The 15233-nt window shown below is 71.3% G+C and carries 18 protein-coding genes; 7 read left to right on the top strand and 11 right to left on the bottom strand.

Annotated features, from left to right (window positions below):
* Positions 1-117: 117 nt before the first annotated feature.
* Positions 118-546, bottom strand: a complete 429-nt coding sequence (locus AC1DPN_RS01780; RefSeq protein ID WP_477083003.1) for a DUF3151 domain-containing protein — start codon at positions 544-546, stop codon at positions 118-120.
* A 112-nt stretch (positions 547-658) separates the two neighbouring features.
* On the opposite strand from AC1DPN_RS01780, the gene AC1DPN_RS01775 reads away from it, so the two are divergent.
* Complete coding sequence (locus AC1DPN_RS01775; protein WP_477083835.1) at positions 659-1030, top strand: STAS domain-containing protein; 372 nt, start codon at positions 659-661, stop codon at positions 1028-1030.
* On the opposite strand, the gene AC1DPN_RS01770 is transcribed toward AC1DPN_RS01775, so the two are convergent.
* On the bottom strand, positions 1017-3062 hold the full coding sequence (locus tag AC1DPN_RS01770; RefSeq protein WP_477083002.1) for an ATP-binding SpoIIE family protein phosphatase: 2046 nt from the start codon (positions 3060-3062) through the stop codon (positions 1017-1019). The genes AC1DPN_RS01775 and AC1DPN_RS01770 overlap by 14 nt on opposite strands.
* A 170-nt stretch (positions 3063-3232) precedes the next feature.
* Here AC1DPN_RS01770 and AC1DPN_RS01765 point away from each other — a divergent pair, with 170 nt between their 5' ends.
* Positions 3233-3646, top strand: a complete 414-nt coding sequence (locus AC1DPN_RS01765) for an STAS domain-containing protein (protein WP_477083001.1) — start codon at positions 3233-3235, stop codon at positions 3644-3646.
* A 44-nt stretch (positions 3647-3690) separates the two neighbouring features.
* On the opposite strand, the gene fbaA is transcribed toward AC1DPN_RS01765, so the two are convergent.
* Both fbaA and AC1DPN_RS01755 read right to left on the bottom strand, forming a co-directional pair.
* Positions 3691-4725 (bottom strand): class II fructose-bisphosphate aldolase, encoded by a 1035-nt coding sequence (gene fbaA / locus AC1DPN_RS01760; protein WP_477083000.1) that lies wholly within the window; start codon positions 4723-4725, stop codon positions 3691-3693.
* A 93-nt stretch (positions 4726-4818) separates the two neighbouring features.
* Positions 4819-5463: a TrmH family RNA methyltransferase gene (locus tag AC1DPN_RS01755; protein ID WP_477082999.1), complete on the bottom strand. Its 645-nt coding sequence runs from the start codon at positions 5461-5463 to the stop codon at positions 4819-4821.
* Between the two features lie 83 nt (positions 5464-5546).
* On the opposite strand from AC1DPN_RS01755, the gene AC1DPN_RS01750 reads away from it, so the two are divergent.
* Both AC1DPN_RS01750 and AC1DPN_RS01745 read left to right on the top strand, forming a co-directional pair.
* Positions 5547-6314: a VTT domain-containing protein gene (locus tag AC1DPN_RS01750; RefSeq protein ID WP_477082998.1), complete on the top strand. Its 768-nt coding sequence runs from the start codon at positions 5547-5549 to the stop codon at positions 6312-6314.
* Positions 6311-7096, top strand: coding sequence for an HAD-IIA family hydrolase (locus AC1DPN_RS01745; RefSeq protein WP_477082997.1), 786 nt, complete (start codon positions 6311-6313; stop codon positions 7094-7096). The genes AC1DPN_RS01750 and AC1DPN_RS01745 overlap by 4 nt, the downstream gene beginning before the upstream one ends.
* 58 nt (positions 7097-7154) lie before the next feature.
* Here AC1DPN_RS01745 and AC1DPN_RS01740 read toward each other — a convergent pair whose 3' ends face one another.
* From AC1DPN_RS01740 to AC1DPN_RS01725, 4 genes are read right to left on the bottom strand one after another with little or no spacing between them, the layout of a single operon-like run.
* The gene (locus AC1DPN_RS01740) at positions 7155-7724 is read right to left on the bottom strand and encodes a LemA family protein (RefSeq protein ID WP_477082996.1); all 570 of its coding nucleotides are present in this window, start codon (positions 7722-7724) and stop codon (positions 7155-7157) included.
* Between the two features lie 42 nt (positions 7725-7766).
* Complete coding sequence (locus AC1DPN_RS01735; protein ID WP_477082995.1) at positions 7767-8462, bottom strand: type III secretion system chaperone family protein; 696 nt, start codon at positions 8460-8462, stop codon at positions 7767-7769.
* 16 nt (positions 8463-8478) lie between these two features.
* Positions 8479-9042, bottom strand: coding sequence for an orotate phosphoribosyltransferase (gene pyrE, locus AC1DPN_RS01730; RefSeq protein ID WP_477082994.1), 564 nt, complete (start codon positions 9040-9042; stop codon positions 8479-8481).
* Positions 9043-9060: 18 nt separating this feature from the next.
* Complete coding sequence (locus AC1DPN_RS01725) at positions 9061-9834, bottom strand: SDR family NAD(P)-dependent oxidoreductase (protein WP_477082993.1); 774 nt, start codon at positions 9832-9834, stop codon at positions 9061-9063.
* 121 nt (positions 9835-9955) lie between these two features.
* On the opposite strand from AC1DPN_RS01725, the gene recQ reads away from it, so the two are divergent.
* Positions 9956-11971, top strand: a complete 2016-nt coding sequence (gene recQ, locus AC1DPN_RS01720) for a DNA helicase RecQ (RefSeq protein ID WP_477082992.1) — start codon at positions 9956-9958, stop codon at positions 11969-11971.
* A gap of 9 nt (positions 11972-11980) precedes the next feature.
* On the opposite strand, the gene AC1DPN_RS01715 is transcribed toward recQ, so the two are convergent.
* Both AC1DPN_RS01715 and AC1DPN_RS01710 read right to left on the bottom strand, forming a co-directional pair.
* Positions 11981-12109: a hypothetical protein gene (locus tag AC1DPN_RS01715; RefSeq protein WP_477082991.1), complete on the bottom strand. Its 129-nt coding sequence runs from the start codon at positions 12107-12109 to the stop codon at positions 11981-11983.
* A gap of 46 nt (positions 12110-12155) precedes the next feature.
* Positions 12156-12644, bottom strand: a complete 489-nt coding sequence (locus AC1DPN_RS01710) for a nucleoside deaminase (RefSeq protein ID WP_477082990.1) — start codon at positions 12642-12644, stop codon at positions 12156-12158.
* Between the two features lie 85 nt (positions 12645-12729).
* Between AC1DPN_RS01710 and AC1DPN_RS01705 the strand changes: the two genes are divergently transcribed.
* The gene (locus AC1DPN_RS01705) at positions 12730-13569 is read left to right on the top strand and encodes a hypothetical protein (protein WP_477082989.1); all 840 of its coding nucleotides are present in this window, start codon (positions 12730-12732) and stop codon (positions 13567-13569) included.
* Between the two features lie 3 nt (positions 13570-13572).
* Here the strand turns inward: AC1DPN_RS01705 and mgrA are convergent, their stop codons facing one another.
* Positions 13573-14598 (bottom strand): L-glyceraldehyde 3-phosphate reductase, encoded by a 1026-nt coding sequence (gene mgrA / locus AC1DPN_RS01700; RefSeq protein WP_477082988.1) that lies wholly within the window; start codon positions 14596-14598, stop codon positions 13573-13575.
* A 68-nt stretch (positions 14599-14666) separates the two neighbouring features.
* On the opposite strand from mgrA, the gene AC1DPN_RS01695 reads away from it, so the two are divergent.
* Entirely contained in the window at positions 14667-15131 is a 465-nt protein-coding gene (locus tag AC1DPN_RS01695) for a tRNA (cytidine(34)-2'-O)-methyltransferase (RefSeq protein WP_477082987.1), read from the top strand.
* Positions 15132-15233: the final 102 nt, after the last annotated feature.

The following is a 15233-nucleotide window of genomic DNA, read 5'->3' as shown; positions in this document are numbered from 1 at the left end:
CGGGACCCGGGCACCGGGCGGCAGGGACCCAGTACCTCCGAGAGGGTACCGGACCGTCAAGAAATGGTCATGCCGGGTCCGCCAGGCGAGCCGCTGGATCCCGGGCGGGCCCCCGGCTCAGCGCAGCGCCGCGACCTCGTCGTCGGACGTCCCGCAGTCGCGCAGGAACTGCAGGCAGCGCTCCGCCTCCTCGGACTCGTCGATGGCCTCGGCGGCCTCCGAGAGCGCGAGCAGGGCGCGCAGGAAGCCCTGGTTGGGCTGGTGGTCGACCGGCACCGGGCCGCGACCCTTCCAGCCCGCCCGGCGCAGCGCGTCCAGGCCTCGGTGGTAGCCGGTGCGTGCGTAGGCGTAGGCGGCGACCGGGTCGCCGTCGTCGGCGAGCGCGTGCTCGGCGAGCAGGGCCCAGACCAGCGACGACGCCGGCGCGGCGGGCACCGCCTCACGCGGCCCCGATCCCGCGGAGAGCGCAGCGCGGGCGTCTGCGTCGGCGCCGTCGGCGGGCAGCAGGGTGGGCGCGGGTCCGTCCAGCAGGTTCTCGTGGCTCATGGCGCCAGTGTCCTCCACGCTTTCGGGGTGCAGGTGCAGGAGAGCGCGATTACAGTCGTTCCGCCGACCTGGACCGGTGTTCGACACGACCCCCGACGACGGGCGAACCCTGATGATCGAGATCTCGACATCTTCGACGACGACGACACTCACCGTCGCCGGCGACCTCGACCTGGCCGAACGCGACCACTTCCCCGAGATCGCTGCGCGCGTCGTCGGCCTGCGGCAGCAGCTGCTCGTGATCGACATGTGCGAGGTCAGCTTCATGGACTCGACAGGTGCCGCGTTCCTCATCTCGCTCGCCGACTCGAACCGCAAGCGCGGAGGTGCGACCGTCCTGCGTGGCGCCGACCAGCGCGACCTGTTCGTCATCGAGATCTGCGGCGCGCTGGACCTGTTCCGGGTCGACGCCGACCACCACTGCGAGAAGGGCACGGCCGACTCGGGCTTCCGCCGCCCGGACGGGGCGTCTACTCCGGCGTGACGGTCGGCAGCGGTGCCGGACGCACCTTGGCCCACACCAGCTTGCCGCCGTGCGACTGCCGCCAGCCCCAGTCCGCCAGGCGCTCCACGATCTGCATGCCGAACCCGCCCACGCGCCCTGGGTGGCCGTCGGTGGTCACGGGCGGTGTCGGGTTCGCGTCCTCGACCTCGATGCGCAGCCCGTCGCCCGTGTCGTACAGCTGCAACGAGACGTGGCCGTACCCGTGGAGCACGGCATTGGCGACGAGCTCGGACACGACCAGCTCGGCGTTCGCCGAGTCGGGGATGTCCCACGCCCGGCAGGTGCGCACGACCGCGTGCCGGGCCCGCCCGATCGATGCCGCCTCGCTGGGGAGCGACCACCGGCGGCGCCGCGGGCTGCGCGCCTGCGACGAGCTGTCGTGCGGCGACGGCACGCGTACGACCACCACCGCGACGTCGTCCTCGGGATGGTCGGCCAGCCGGGAAAGGAGCTCCTCGCCGACGCCTGCGGCGTCCAGCGCCGTGATGCCGGCAGCCACCGAGAACAGCGCGTCGAGCCCCTCGCGAAGGCCCCGGTCCCGCCGCTCGATGAGGCCGTCGGTGAAGTAGAGCAGCACGTCACCGGGTCGCAGCCGTGCCGAGCCGGTCGTGCGCGGCTTGCCGCCGAAGCCGATGAGCGAGCCCGCGGCGTCGGACAGCGCCGTGACGACTCCGTCGCGGACCAGCAGGGCGGGCAGGTGTCCCGCGCGTGAGTACTCCACCCGCCACGCGTCCTCGTCCCGGGTCAGGGTCGACAGGACGAGTCCCGCCGGGCGGGGCACACGCATGCCCGCGACGAGCTGGTCGACGCGTTCGAGGACGGGTCCGGGCTGGGTGATGTCGAACATGTACGAGCGCACCACCGAACGGAGCTGGCCCATCGCGGCAGCGGCCTCGACGTCGTGGCCCACGACGTCGCCGATCACGACACCGACCACGTCGGGCGACACCTGCAGGACGTCATACCAGTCGCCGCCCACCTGGGCGTTCTCCGAGTTCGGCGCGTAGTACGTCCAGACGTCCAGCCCGTCGACCTCCGCCTGCTCGGGAAGCATCGCCCGCTGGAGCGTCTCGGCCAGCCGGTGCTCGCGGTCGTAGAGCCGGGCGTTGTCGATGACCAGGCCCACCCGGCGCGCCGTGAGGTCGAGCACGGTGCGCGCCGACGGTTCGAGCCCTCGCAGTCCCCCGACGACGTGCACGACCAGGACGCCGAGCACGCGCCGACGACCCGGGAGCGGAAAGACCACGGTCTGCGCGCCGTCCGGCAACGGCGGCTGGTTGTCGTCGGCGGCGAACGCCTCCAGGTGCTCGTCGACGTTGCGCGCAAGCCAGGCGGACAGGCTCCCGATCGCGTAGGCGTCCGGGGCGGCGAGGTCGAACGGGCGGTCGTTCTGACCGTCGAGCAGCATCTGGACGGCGTCCTGCCCGTGAGGCTGGAGCCTGGAGCGGGGCCGCGCACCACGGCCGGAGGGCACCTGGCCCGAGACGATGCCGTCGGTCGGCCGCAGCCCACCGTCGTCGAGGTAGAACTGCGCCCAGGACACGACCGCGCGCCGCAGCACGGCAGCGATCTCCCGCAGCGCGCGCGGGTCGTCGACATCCATCAGCAGGTCCGAGACCTGCGCGATCAGCCCCAGGCTCCGGCGCTCGCGGCGCTCCGCCTCGACCAGGTCGGCCTGCTCCGCGTCGTGCGTGAGCTGCGCGGTGAGGTCCTGCAGCGCGACGACCCAGTGCGTGCCGGCGCCGTCGGCGCCCCGGACCGGGGACAGCACGGCGCGGCAGGTCAGGCGCGACCCGTCGACCCGTCGCAGGGTCAGGGTCTGCGAGACCTCTCGACCGCTCTCGATCGCCTCCTGGAGCTCGCCGATGTCCGGCGGGAGCAGCGCCGAGTCCTCGACGACTGCGTCCTGCCGTCGGCGGGCCTCGGCGAGGCCGTACCCGGTGACCCGCTCGAACGCGTCGTTGACCCAGACGACCGGCATGCCCGGCGCGGCTGCATCCAAGAGCGCCATCGGGACGGAAGTCGCCTGCAGGGCACGGTCTCGCAGGTCCGCGAGGGCCCGATCGGGTATCGGTGGCTCGTGGGGATTGACCACCACCACCTCCGATCGTCTAGCGTTCCGAACAGGCAACCCGTCGAGAATGCGGCGTAAGTCCGGATGTACGACACCGAAGGAGCGCCGTGCGCGACGGTAACAGCACGATCCCCGACGGGCCCGCGGAGGCTTCACGCGCCGGCCTGGGCGATCCGATCAGCGGAGAGCCGGGCGCAGTGCACGTCATCGTCGGTGCGGAGTCCACCCGCATCGTGCTCTCGGGCGAGGTCGACGCCGACCTCGGCACCGAGCTGCAGGAGGCGACCGCGGAGGCCGAGCAGATCGGCCTGCCGATCGAGGTCGACGCCCATCACGTCACGTTCATGGACTCGTCGGGGATCGCGTTCCTCGCCCGACTGTCGATCCGGTCCCAGCACCGCGTCCGGATGATCCGCGTGCCCGCGCACGTGCGCTTCCTGCTCGACGTCACACGGATCGGCGAGCTGGTCGACGTCGTCGAGAGCGACGACGAGGCCGACTTCCAGCCCGTCGGGGAATGACGAACGGCCCCCCGGGTGACCGAGGGGCCGTTCTCAGAACAGGATCAGGCGCTGAGCGACTGCCCGGCAGAGCGGAGCTGCTGGGCAGCCTCGACGAGACGCGCGGCCATGCCGGCCTCGGCGAGCTTGCCCCAGGCGCGCGGGTCGTAGGCCTTCTTGTTGCCCACCTCGCCGTCGACCTTGAGCACGCCGTCGTAGTTGCGGAAGAAGTGGTCCGCGACCGGGCGGCTGAACGCGTACTGCGTGTCCGTGTCGATGTTCATCTTGATGACACCGTTGTCGACGGCCTCGGAGATCTCGGCCTCGGTCGAACCCGAACCGCCGTGGAACACGAGGTCGAACGGGTTGACGACGCCGATCGCGTCGCCGACGGCCTTCTGGATCTCCGCGAGGATCGACGGGCGGAGCTTGACCGCGCCCGGCTTGTAGACGCCGTGCACGTTGCCGAACGTGAGGGCGGTGAGGTACCGGCCCCGCTCGCCCGAGCCGAGCGCCTTGACCGTGGCCAGGCCGTCCTCGACGGTCGTGTAGAGCTTGTCGTTGATCTCGGCCGTGTGGCCGTCCTCCTCGCCACCGACGACGCCGACCTCGATCTCGAGGATCGTGCGGGCCGCGACGGAGAGCTCGAGGAGCTCCTCGGCGATGATCAGGTTCTCGTCGAGCGGCACGGACGAGCCGTCCCACATGTGCGACTGGAACGTGGGGAGCTTGCCGGCCTTGACCTGCTCGATCTCGAGGGCCAGCAGCGGGCGGACCCAGGAGTCCAGGTTCTGCTTGGCGCAGTGGTCGGTGTGCAGCGCCACGGTGATCGGGTAGCCCTTGGCCACCTCGGTCGCGTAGGCCGCGAGCGCGAGCGAGCCGGAGACACGGTCCTTCACGGTCGAGCCGGCTGCGTACTCGGCGCCGCCGACGGAGACCTGGATGATCCCGTCCGAGCCGGCCTCCGCGAAGCCCTGCAGAGCGGCGGTGACGGACTGGGAGGACGTGATGTTGACGGCCGGGTAGGCGAACTTGCCTGCCTTCGCCCGGTCGATCATCTCGGCGTAGACCTCGGGGGTGGCGATGGCCATCTGCAGCATCTCCTGCGCACTAGAGGGGGGGTTATCGCTCTGATTCTGGCACGGCAGCACAGATCGCCGCCGGGGCCGAACGTCCCGTGGACACCGCGTTCTTCACACCGCGTCGCCGACGTTCGCGTGCTGCGCGACCCAGGCGTGCATCGCGATGGCCGCGGCCGCTCCGGCGTTGATGGAGCGCGTCGACCCGAACTGCGCGATGTGCAGGACGTCGACGACCGCCGCGCGGGCCTCGTCGGAGAGCCCCACCGACTCCTGCCCGAACAGGAGCACGCACTCGCGCGGCAGTGCGTAGCCCTCCAGGGGGACGGACCCCGGCAGGTTGTCGACGCCCAGGACGGGGATGCTCTCCGACGAGGCCCAGGCCAGCAGGTCGTCGACGGACGCGTGGTGCCGCACGTGCTGGTACCGGTCGGTGACCATCGCCCCACGCCGGTTCCAGCGCCGGTTGCCGACGATGTGCACCTCGGACGCCAGGAATGCGTTGGCGGTGCGGACGACCGAGCCGATGTTCATGTCGTGCGCCCAGTTCTCGATGGCGACGTGGAACGGGTGCCGGCGGGTGTCGAGGTCGGCCACGATCGCGTCGAGCGACCAGTACCGGTAGCGGTCGACCACGTTGCGCCGGTCGCCCTGCGCCAGCAGCTCGGGGTCGTAACGCTCGTCGGCGGGCCACGGGCCGGTCCACGGGCCGACGCCGACCTCTGCTCCCTGAGCTGCGCGAGCTCGCTCCTCGTCCACGCCCGCCACCGTAGACGTCAGGCGCACACGGTCCGCACATGTGGCCCACGGGGCGCGCACGGGTGGGCCCGTAGGCTGGGCGCATGCTGACTGACGCGCTCGCCGCGACCCTGCCGACCCTGGGCCCGGTGCACGCCTCCATCACCGACTACCTCGACGCGCAGCACCTGATCGACTCGTTCGGCAAGTGGGTCCTGCTCGGCATCATGGCCGTGATCTTCGTCGAGGTCGGCCTGCTGTTCCCGATCCTGCCCGGCGACTCGCTGCTGTTCACCGCAGGTGCGCTGGTAGCGCAGGACCAGCTGGACGTGAAGATCAGCATCTGGGCGCTGATGGGGCTGCTGATCGTCGCCGCCTACGCGGGCACGCAGACCGGGTACCTGATCGGTCGCACCGCGGGTCCGAAGGTCTTCGCCAAGGAGGACTCCCGGTTCTTCAAGCAGAAGTACATCGACCAGACGTACGCGTACTTCGACAAGTACGGCGGCCGGACGCTGATCGTGGCGCAGTTCATCCCGTTCGTGCGCACGTACGCGTCGGTCGCGGCCGGCGTCGGCAAGATGAAGTACCGCCAGTTCGCGCTCTGGAACCTCATCGGCGTGGTGCTCTGGGCCGGCGGCGTGACGTTCCTCGGCTACCTGCTGGGCAACATCGGGTTCATCAAGGACAACATCGAGGCGCTCCTCGTCCTCGTCGTCTTCTTCTCCGTCCTGCCCATCATCGTCGAGGTCTGGCGCAAGCGTCGTCGGACCAAGAAGGGTCTCGGCGTCGCCGAGGGTGACGGGCGCGACGAGCGCTACGACGAGCAGGCCGAGCGCGACGCCGTCGAGAAGAAGGCCTTCGGCGCATGACGCACCACGGTCCGCGCGAGATCCGCTCCTGGCTCTCGGACATGGACGGCGTGCTCGTGCACGAGGGCACGGCCATCCCCGGTGCCTCGCAGTTCGTCCGAGCGCTGCGCGACGGCGGCCGGCCGTTCCTGGTCCTGACCAACAACTCGATCTTCACGCCGCGGGACCTGCGCGCGCGGCTGGCGACCTCCGGGATCGACCTGCCCGAGGACGCCATCTGGACGTCGGCGCTGGCCACGGCACAGTTCCTGGTCGACCAGATGCCCGGCGGGTCCGCGTACGTGATCGGCGAGGCCGGGCTGACCACCGCGCTGTACGAGGCCGGCTACACGCTCACGGCGTCGGAGCCGGACTTCGTGGTGCTGGGCGAGACCCGGACGTACTCGTTCGAGGCCATCACCCAGGCCGTGCGGCTGATCCAGGGCGGCGCACGGTTCATCGCGACGAACCCCGACGTCACGGGGCCGAGCCGCGAGGGCGACCTGCCGGCCACCGGGGCCGTCGCGGCGATGATCTCCGCGGCAACCGGGCGGCAGCCGTACTTCGTCGGCAAGCCGAACCCGATGATGATCCGCAGCGCGCTCAACCGGATCGACGCCCACTCCGAGACCACCGTGATGGTCGGCGACCGCATGGACACCGACGTCGTGGCCGGGATCGAGGCCGGCCTGCGCACGTTCCTCGTCCTGTCCGGGTCGACGCAGCGCGCGGACGTCGAGCGGTTCCCGTTCCGGCCGAGCGAGATCGTCGACTCGATCCAGGACCTCGTCGACCGGATCTGAACGTTCGGCCGACGAGGTACCGAGGATCAGGACGGACCAGGGGCGGCGGTCCGCAGGCTCAGAAACTGACCGTCGGCGCCTGACGGACCTGGGGGTCCTCTGCCTCGAAGTACTCGGCGCGCTCGAAGTGGAACATCCCGGCGACGATGTTCGACGGGAACGACTCGACCTTGGTGTTCAGGGTGCGCACGTTCGCGTTGTAGAACCGGCGACCCGCGGCGATGCGGTCCTCGGTGTTGGTCAGCTCGGCCTGCAGCTGCTGGAAGTTCTCGCTGGCGCGCAGGACCGGGTAGGCCTCGGCGACCGCGAACAGCCGGCCGAGGGCCTGCGTCAGCTGGTTCTCCTGGGCGGCCTGCTCGGCGGGACCCGATCCGGGCGCTGCGGCTGCGGCACGGGCACGCGCGACCTCGTCGAAGACGCCGCGCTCGTGGGCGGCGTACCCCTTCACCGACTCGACCAGGTTCGGGATCAGGTCGTGGCGGCGGTTCAGCTCGACGTCGATCTGGCGCCACGCCTCCTGCACGAGGTTCCGCAGCCGGACGAGCCCGTTGTACATCCCCACGAACCAGAGCAGCAGGATGACGACGATCACGACGATGACGATCAGGGCGATGACTGCACCAGTCACGTGGTTCCTCCGTGGATGAGGTGGGTCAGGCGATCGTATCGGTCAGACGGTCGAGGTCAGAGGGTCGAAGCCGTGGTCGAGCCACACGTGCCGCGGGATCGACCTCACGACGGCGCGCAGCATGCCCAGACGCCCGGCAAGCCGGTCGAGGTCGGTCGCGCCGGTGGCCCAGGTCAGGATCCAGTTGCCCTCGATCCGCCACGTGCTTCCCACCGTGTCCGGGCGCAGCATCCGCTCCATGAGGCGCGGGTGCACGATCGCGTGTGCCGCCTTGGCGTCAGACGACGCGACGCGGAACCTCCGGTTGAAGTCCTCGGACTCGAACTGGAGGTCCTGCGCGCCGACCAGCTTGGCCAGCCGCGCTCCCAGCCCCTCGGGGGTCAGCTCGACCGTCGGCAGGTACGTCGGCAGAACCATGCCGACGATGTGCACGGTCTGGGTCGTCTGGTTCTTCCCGCTCCCGGTGGTCCAGCGGTACGTGAACGAGAGCGCCGAGTGCCCGTCGTAGCGGCCCGCGAGCACGTCGGTCGCGCGCTTGGAGTGGCCGACGCCGAAGGGCTGCATCCGCGAGAAGTCGACGAGTGACCGGTCGCTCGGCGTGTAGGTCCAGCCGTTCGTCGTCGCCCAGGCCTTGAGGCGTTCGCGACGCTTGACCGAGGCCCACCAGCCGAGGATCGCGAACGCGACCATGCCGATGGCGAAGAGGACGAGCAGGACGTCGAACAGCCCCCCGCTCATGGGCGTCAGTCCAGCATCAGGCGAGGCCGAGGTCGGACAGGCTGAACAGGTAGTGGTACGGCACGCCGAGGGCCTCGATCTTGGCCTGCGCCCCGGTCGCCCGGTCCACGATCACGGCGACGCCGCGCACGTCCGCGCCGATCTCGCGAGCGGCCTCGACCGCGGCGATCGGCGAGCCGCCTGTGGTCGACGTGTCCTCCAGGACCACGACCCGCCGGCCGACGATGTCCGGTCCCTCGATGCGGCGCTGCATGCCGTGGGCCTTGGCCTCCTTGCGCACGACGAACGCGTCGAGGTCCTGCCCGCGCGAGGCGGCCGCGTGCAGCAGGCTCGTCGCGACGGGGTCCGCGCCGAGCGTCAGCCCACCGACGGCGTCGATCTCCGCGGTGCCCAGACCCGCCTCTTCCAGCAGGTCGAGCATCAGGTGCCCGATCAGCGGGGCGGCGGCGTGGTGCAGCGTCACGCGGCGCAGGTCCACGTAGTAGTCGGCCTCGCGGCCCGACGAGAGCGTGACCTTCCCGTGCACGACGGCGAGGTCCTTGATCAGTTCGAGCAGCTGCTCGCGGGGCGTCTGGGTCACGGCGGTCAGGTTATCGGCTCAGGCACCCTGTTCGAGCGCCTTGCGGTAGCGGCCCAACCGTCGGATCGCGAACCGCGGGCTCATCCGCACCGCGGCCGACGCGGCCCGGTAGCGCACGCTCGGCGTGGAGATCACGACCCCACGGCGGACGTCGGCGAGCCCCTTGGCCACGACGTCCTCGGCGTTCAGCCAGGCGATCTCCGGGTACGCCGAGACGTCGATGTCGCCGCGCGCGTGGAACTCGGTGTGCACGAACCCGGGGCACAGGACGGTCGCCGTGACGCCCGTGCCGTCGAGCTCGACGGCCAGCCCCTCGGTGAACGAGCGGACCCAGGCCTTGTGCGCGGAGTACGTGCCGCCCGCGAGCAGAGCCGCGACGGACGCGACGTTGAGGATCGCCCCGCGACCACGCGCCACCATCGCTCCGGCCGCCGCGTGCGACAGGACGAGTACCGCGGAGACCATGACCTCGAGAGCAGCCTCCTCGCGGGCGAGGTCTCCGCCGATGAACCGCTGGTTGAGCCCGACACCGGCGTTGTTGACCAGCAGGCCGACGGGCCGCTCGTCCGACCGCAGCCGCTCGGCGACGCGCTCCACGTCGGACCGCACGGACAGGTCCGCGACGAGCACCTCAGCGCGGATCCCCGCGGCCGCCTCCAGCTGGCCGGCGAGGCGCGTCAGGCGGACCTCGTCGCGCGCCACCAGGACGACGTCGTGCTTCGCGGTGGCGAGCTGCCAGGCGAACTCGAGGCCGAGCCCCGCGGACGCGCCGGTGATCAGAGCGGTTCCCATGGTGAACACCCTACGGACGCGCCCGGACACCTGCGCACCGGGACCGGGCGCTCACCGCCGCCCGGACGCCGCCGTCCACAGGGCGGCGTCGAGCGTCGTACCTGGCTCGTACTCTTGGCGCGTGCCTTCTGGACCGGACGACGAGTTCCCGCCGTATGACCCCGCATACGACGAGCCCCCGTTCGACGAGCCACCGTTCGACCCGTTCTACGACGCCGCGCCGCCGGAGGACGCTCCCAGCCGGCGCGACCGGCCGGCGCCGCCTGCGCGACCGGACATCCCGCGGGCCGTCGCCGAGGTCCTCGATCCCGCGGCTGCGGTTGCTGCGGCGTCGGCCGTCCTGCGCGACGTCTGGGGGTACGACGACTTCCGCGGCGAGCAGGCCGACATCGTCGAGACGGTCATCCGGGGCGGCGACGCGCTGGTCCTCATGCCCACAGGCGGCGGCAAGTCGCTCTGCTACCAGGTGCCCTCGCTCGTCCGCGAGGGCACCGGAGTCGTCATCTCGCCGCTGATCGCACTGATGCAGGACCAGGTGGACGCCCTGTCCGCGCTCGGCGTGCGCGCGGGGTTCCTGAACTCGACGCAGCAGTCGTTCGAGCGGCGCACGGTGGAGGACGCCTACCTCGCGGGCGAGCTCGACCTGCTCTACCTGGCGCCCGAGCGGCTCCGCGTGCGCGAGACGGTCGAGCTGCTGGACCGCGGCACCGTCGCCCTGTTCGCGATCGACGAGGCGCACTGCGTGTCCCAGTGGGGGCACGACTTCCGCCCGGACTACCTGCAGCTGTCGATGCTGCACGAGCGCTGGCCCGAGGTCCCGCGGATCGCCCTGACCGCCACGGCGACCGACCAGACGCACGCAGAGATCGCCCAGCGGCTGCAGCTCGGCGAGGCACGGCACTTCGTCGCGAGCTTCGACCGGCCCAACATCCAGTACCGGATCGCCCCCAAGGACAAGCCGCGCGACCAGCTGCTCAACCTCCTGCGCACCGAGCACGAGGGCGACGCGGGCATCGTCTACTGCCTGTCGCGGAACTCGGTCGAGCAGACCGCGCAGTTCCTCGTCGAGCGCGGCGTCACAGCCCTGCCGTACCACGCGGGCCTCGACCGGCAGGTCCGCGCGCGCAACCAGTCCCGGTTCCTGCGCGAGGACGGCGTCGTGATGGTCGCGACGATCGCGTTCGGCATGGGCATCGACAAGCCCGACGTGCGGTTCGTCGCCCACCTCGACCTGCCCAAGTCGGTCGAGGGGTACTACCAGGAGACCGGTCGCGCCGGGCGCGACGGGTTGCCGTCCACCGCCTGGCTCGCCTACGGGCTGGCGGACGTCGTCCAGCAGCGCCGCATGATCGACACCTCCGAGGGCGACGCCACGCACAAGCGTCGGCTGACGGCACACCTGGACGCGATGCTCGCGCTCTGCGAGACCGTGGAGTGCCGCCGCGTGCAGCTGCTCAACTACTTCGGTCAGTCGTCGCAGCCGTGCGGCAACTGCGACACGTGCCTGACCCCGCCCGAGTCGTGGGACGGGACCGTCGCTGCGCAGAAGCTCCTGTCGACGGTGGTCCGTCTCGAGCAGCGCGGGCAGCGGTACGGCGCGGGACACCTGGTCGACATCCTGCGGGGCAAGGTGACGCCGCGGATCACATCGCTGGGGCACGAGTCGCTGAGCACGTTCGGGCTGGGCGCGGACGTGTCCGAGGCCGACTGGCGTGGCGTCGTCCGCCAGCTGCTCGCGATGGAGCTGCTGGGCGTCGACTCCGACGGCTACGGCACCATCCGGCTCTCACCCGAGAGTTCGTCGGTGCTGCGTGGCGAGCGGACCGTGCGCCTGCGACGCGAGACCGAGAAGGTCGTGCGCTCTCGCGGGTCCAAGAGCCGGGCCGCGGTCGCCGACCTGTCCGAGGAGGGCGCCGAGGTGTTCGAGGCGCTGCGGGCGTGGCGTGCGGGTGTCGCGAAGGAGCAGGGCGTTCCTGCGTACGTGGTGTTCCACGACGCGACGCTGCGCGAGGTGGTCACTCAGCGACCCACGTCGCTGGAGGCGCTCGGCGGCATCAGCGGGATCGGTGCGGCCAAGCTCGAGCGTCACGGCCCGGGACTGCTCGCGGTGCTGGCCGAGGTGGCCGCTCCCGCGTGACGCGACCGCCTAGCGCTGGTCCTCGTCGTCGTGCCGTACTCGGACGGGTACCCGCCGAGGCTTGGTGAGCACGGCACCGGCGGCGACGAGAACGGCACCGATCACACCGGAGACCACAAGAACGTCGGCAGGGCTCATGTCTCGACCATAACCCCGGAGCGAACGGGCCTGACAAGCGGTTCGCTCAGGGCGTTGCCCGCTCGAACGACCGGCGCTGGAGCTCCTTGACCTCGTCCTCGAGCGACGGCTCTGGCCCGTCCACGGGAACTCCGGGTGCGACCACGTGGATCGGGAGCACGGCGACCGGGCCGGGCGCCGCACCCCAGGACGCCCGCCAAGCGCTGATCTGCGCGGACGACACGGCGTAGACGATCCGGCCCAGACCCACCCACGCGTGCGCTGCCGAGCACATCGCGCAGTGCTCGCCCGAGGTGTAGACGGTCGCGGCCGCGCGCTGCTCCGGCGTCAGGTTCTCGACGGCCCAGCGGGCGGCCGCGAACTCCGGGTGGCGGGTCTCGTCGCCGTCCTTCGTGCGGTTGCCGTCCTCGAACCGCACGACGCCGTCGGCGTCCACGAGCACCGTGCCGTAGGGCTCGCTGCCGTCGAGCAGCGCCTCCCGCGCACGAGCGACGGCGCGGGTCAGGAGGGCACGGTCGGTGTCGTCGAGACTCATGCGGTAGTTCTACCCGATGTCGCGCGGCCCGGTCGTCGACGGCCGGACAGGATTGCGCTCGACCCCGCCTGCCACGATGCGAGGCATGTTCCGCTACGAGGCCGACCCGAGCGTCGGCGACTGGCTGCGGCCCCGCCTCGGCCCTTTCGGTGCCACGGTGGGCTCGCTGGTGCCCCGCGGCTTCGTTGCCTACGCGCGGATCCTGCACCCCATGACGGACACGGACGGCACCCCAGTCCGCTGGTCGGAGGTGGCGGCGGCGACCGGCCGTACCGTGCACCCGACCGCGCAGTCGTGGAAGGTGGAGAGACGCCCTGCTCCGCACAGCGGGGCACCCGCGCCGACGCCGGAGCTTGTCGAGCTCGGCGGGCGCGAGAGCACACCCAGCGAGTGGCGTGGCGACGACCCGGGCGAGGGATCGCTCCCCGGGCCCGAGCTCGGTGCGCTCGCGCGCGTGCTGGGCAGGCACGCCGACGGCGAGCTCGTCGTCGCCTTCTGGGAGGGGTCCGGCTGGGAAGGCGGGTGGCAGAGGGTCGCCTGGTTCGGCGAGCCTCCCGCCACTCCGCCGCCGCCGCACCGGGCACCCGACGACCTGGCGCCTGAGGCGCTGAGAGGTCCGAAGCTCGAGCTCCCGCACCGCGCGCACGTGCTGTTCCGAGCGACCACCGGCGACCTCGAGGCGCTCGCCGACGGGCGGGCCGTGGCCGACGTAGAGCCCTTCCGACCGGGCTGGCGCACGCCGAACCTCGTGTGGCCGGACGACCGCTCGTGGTGCGTCGCGACCGAGGTCGACCTCGACTCGACGGTCGTGGGCGGCAGCCGTGCGCTCGTCGACGATCTGCTCGCCGCTCCTGACCTCGAGGTCCTCGAGGTCACCGAGAGGGACTCACTCGGTTGGTACGACGACGCGGTCAACGTTCCCTGAGGACTACCGCTTCGCGGTGCCGTCGACCGCGAACGGCTCGATCGCGGCGATCTCCTCGGCGGTCAGCGGCGGTGCCGACAGGGCGGCCACGTTGTCCTCGAGCTGACGCGTCGAGCTCGCACCGATCAGGGCGGACGTGATCCGGTCGTCGCGCAGCAACCAGGTCAGGGCGAGCTGCGCGAGCGACTGCCCGCGGCCCGCGGCGATCTCGTTGAGGGCCTTGGCGCGCGACAGGTACGTCTCCGAGAGCTGCTCGGGCTTGAGGAAGTGCCCGACCGCCGCGCGTGAGTCGGCGGGAACCTCTCCCGAGAGGTAGCGGTCCGTCAGCAGGCCCTGCGCGAGCGGGGAGAAGACGATCGTGCCGATGCCGAGGTCGCCGACGACGTCCAGGAGCGTCTCGCTCTGCCCGTCGGCAACCTGCTCCACGTGCCGGTTGAACATCGAGTACGACGGCTGGTGGATGAGCAGCGGCGTGCCGAGCTCGGCGAGGATCTGGTGGGCACGGCGCGTGTCCGACGGTGAGTAGTTCGAGATGCCCGCGTAGAGCGCGCGACCGCTGGTCACCGCGGTGTGCAGGGCGCCCATCGTCTCCTCGAGCGGCACGGAGGGGTCGGGTCGGTGCGAGTAGAAGATGTCGACGTAGTCGAGGCCGAGACGCGCGAGCGACTGGTCCAGCGACGAGAGCAGGTACTTGCGGCTGCCGCCGTCGCCGTACGGGCCGGGCCACATGTCGTAGCCCGCCTTGGAGGAGATGACCAGCTCGTCGCGGTACGGCTTGAGGTCCTGCGCGAACAGCCGCCCGAAGTTCTCCTCGGCAGAGCCGTACGGCGGGCCGTAGTTGTTGGCCAGGTCGAAGTGCGTGATGCCCAGGTCGAACGCGCGGCGGAGCACGGCGCGCTGCTGCTCGAGCGGCGTCGTGTCGCCGAAGTTGTGCCACAGACCGAGCGAGAGCCCCGGGAGCGACAGGCCGCTGCGGCCCGTCCTGCGGTAGGTCATCGCGTCGTAGCGGGAATCGGCAGCCTGGTACATGAGGTCCTCTCGAGGAAGCGCGAACGGGACACGCTAACGCGCCCCGCAGACGGTGCGAGGATCTGCCCGTGCTGCACATCGTCTTCTTCGAGCCGCGGATCCCCGGGAACACCGGCGCCGCCATCCGGCTCTCGGCTGGGACGGGCGCCACCCTGCACCTCGTCGAACCCCTCGGCTTCGACCTGTCGGAGGCCAAGCTCCGGCGGGCCGGCCTGGACTACCACGACCTCGCGCACGTCGTCGTCCACGACGATCTCGCCGCGCTCTGGACCGTGCTGCCGACGAACAGCGTCTACGCGTTCACCACCCAGGCCACCCGCTTCCACACGGACGTGACGTACACGCCCGACGACGTCCTGCTCTTCGGCCCCGAGCCCACCGGCCTTCCCGACGAGGTCCTCGCCGACCCGCGGATCACCGACCAGCTCCGCATCCCGATGGTGCCTGGTCGCCGTTCGATGAACCTGTCCAACGCGGCCTCGGTCGGGGTCTACGAGGCGTGGCGTCAGCTCGGGTTCCCGGGCGGGGCGTGACGGTCGCCGTCGCAGTGTGACCATCCGACGCCGACGATCACGTCTCCGAGGGGTGCAGCTCCCCGTCGGTGCGGCAGTATCGGAGAGTGTTCACCACACGCC

This window comes from Cellulomonas sp. P4_H4 (genome assembly GCF_056400865.1).
Note: the sequence above shows the minus strand (reverse complement) of the source record. Positions and strands in the feature narration are given on the sequence as shown.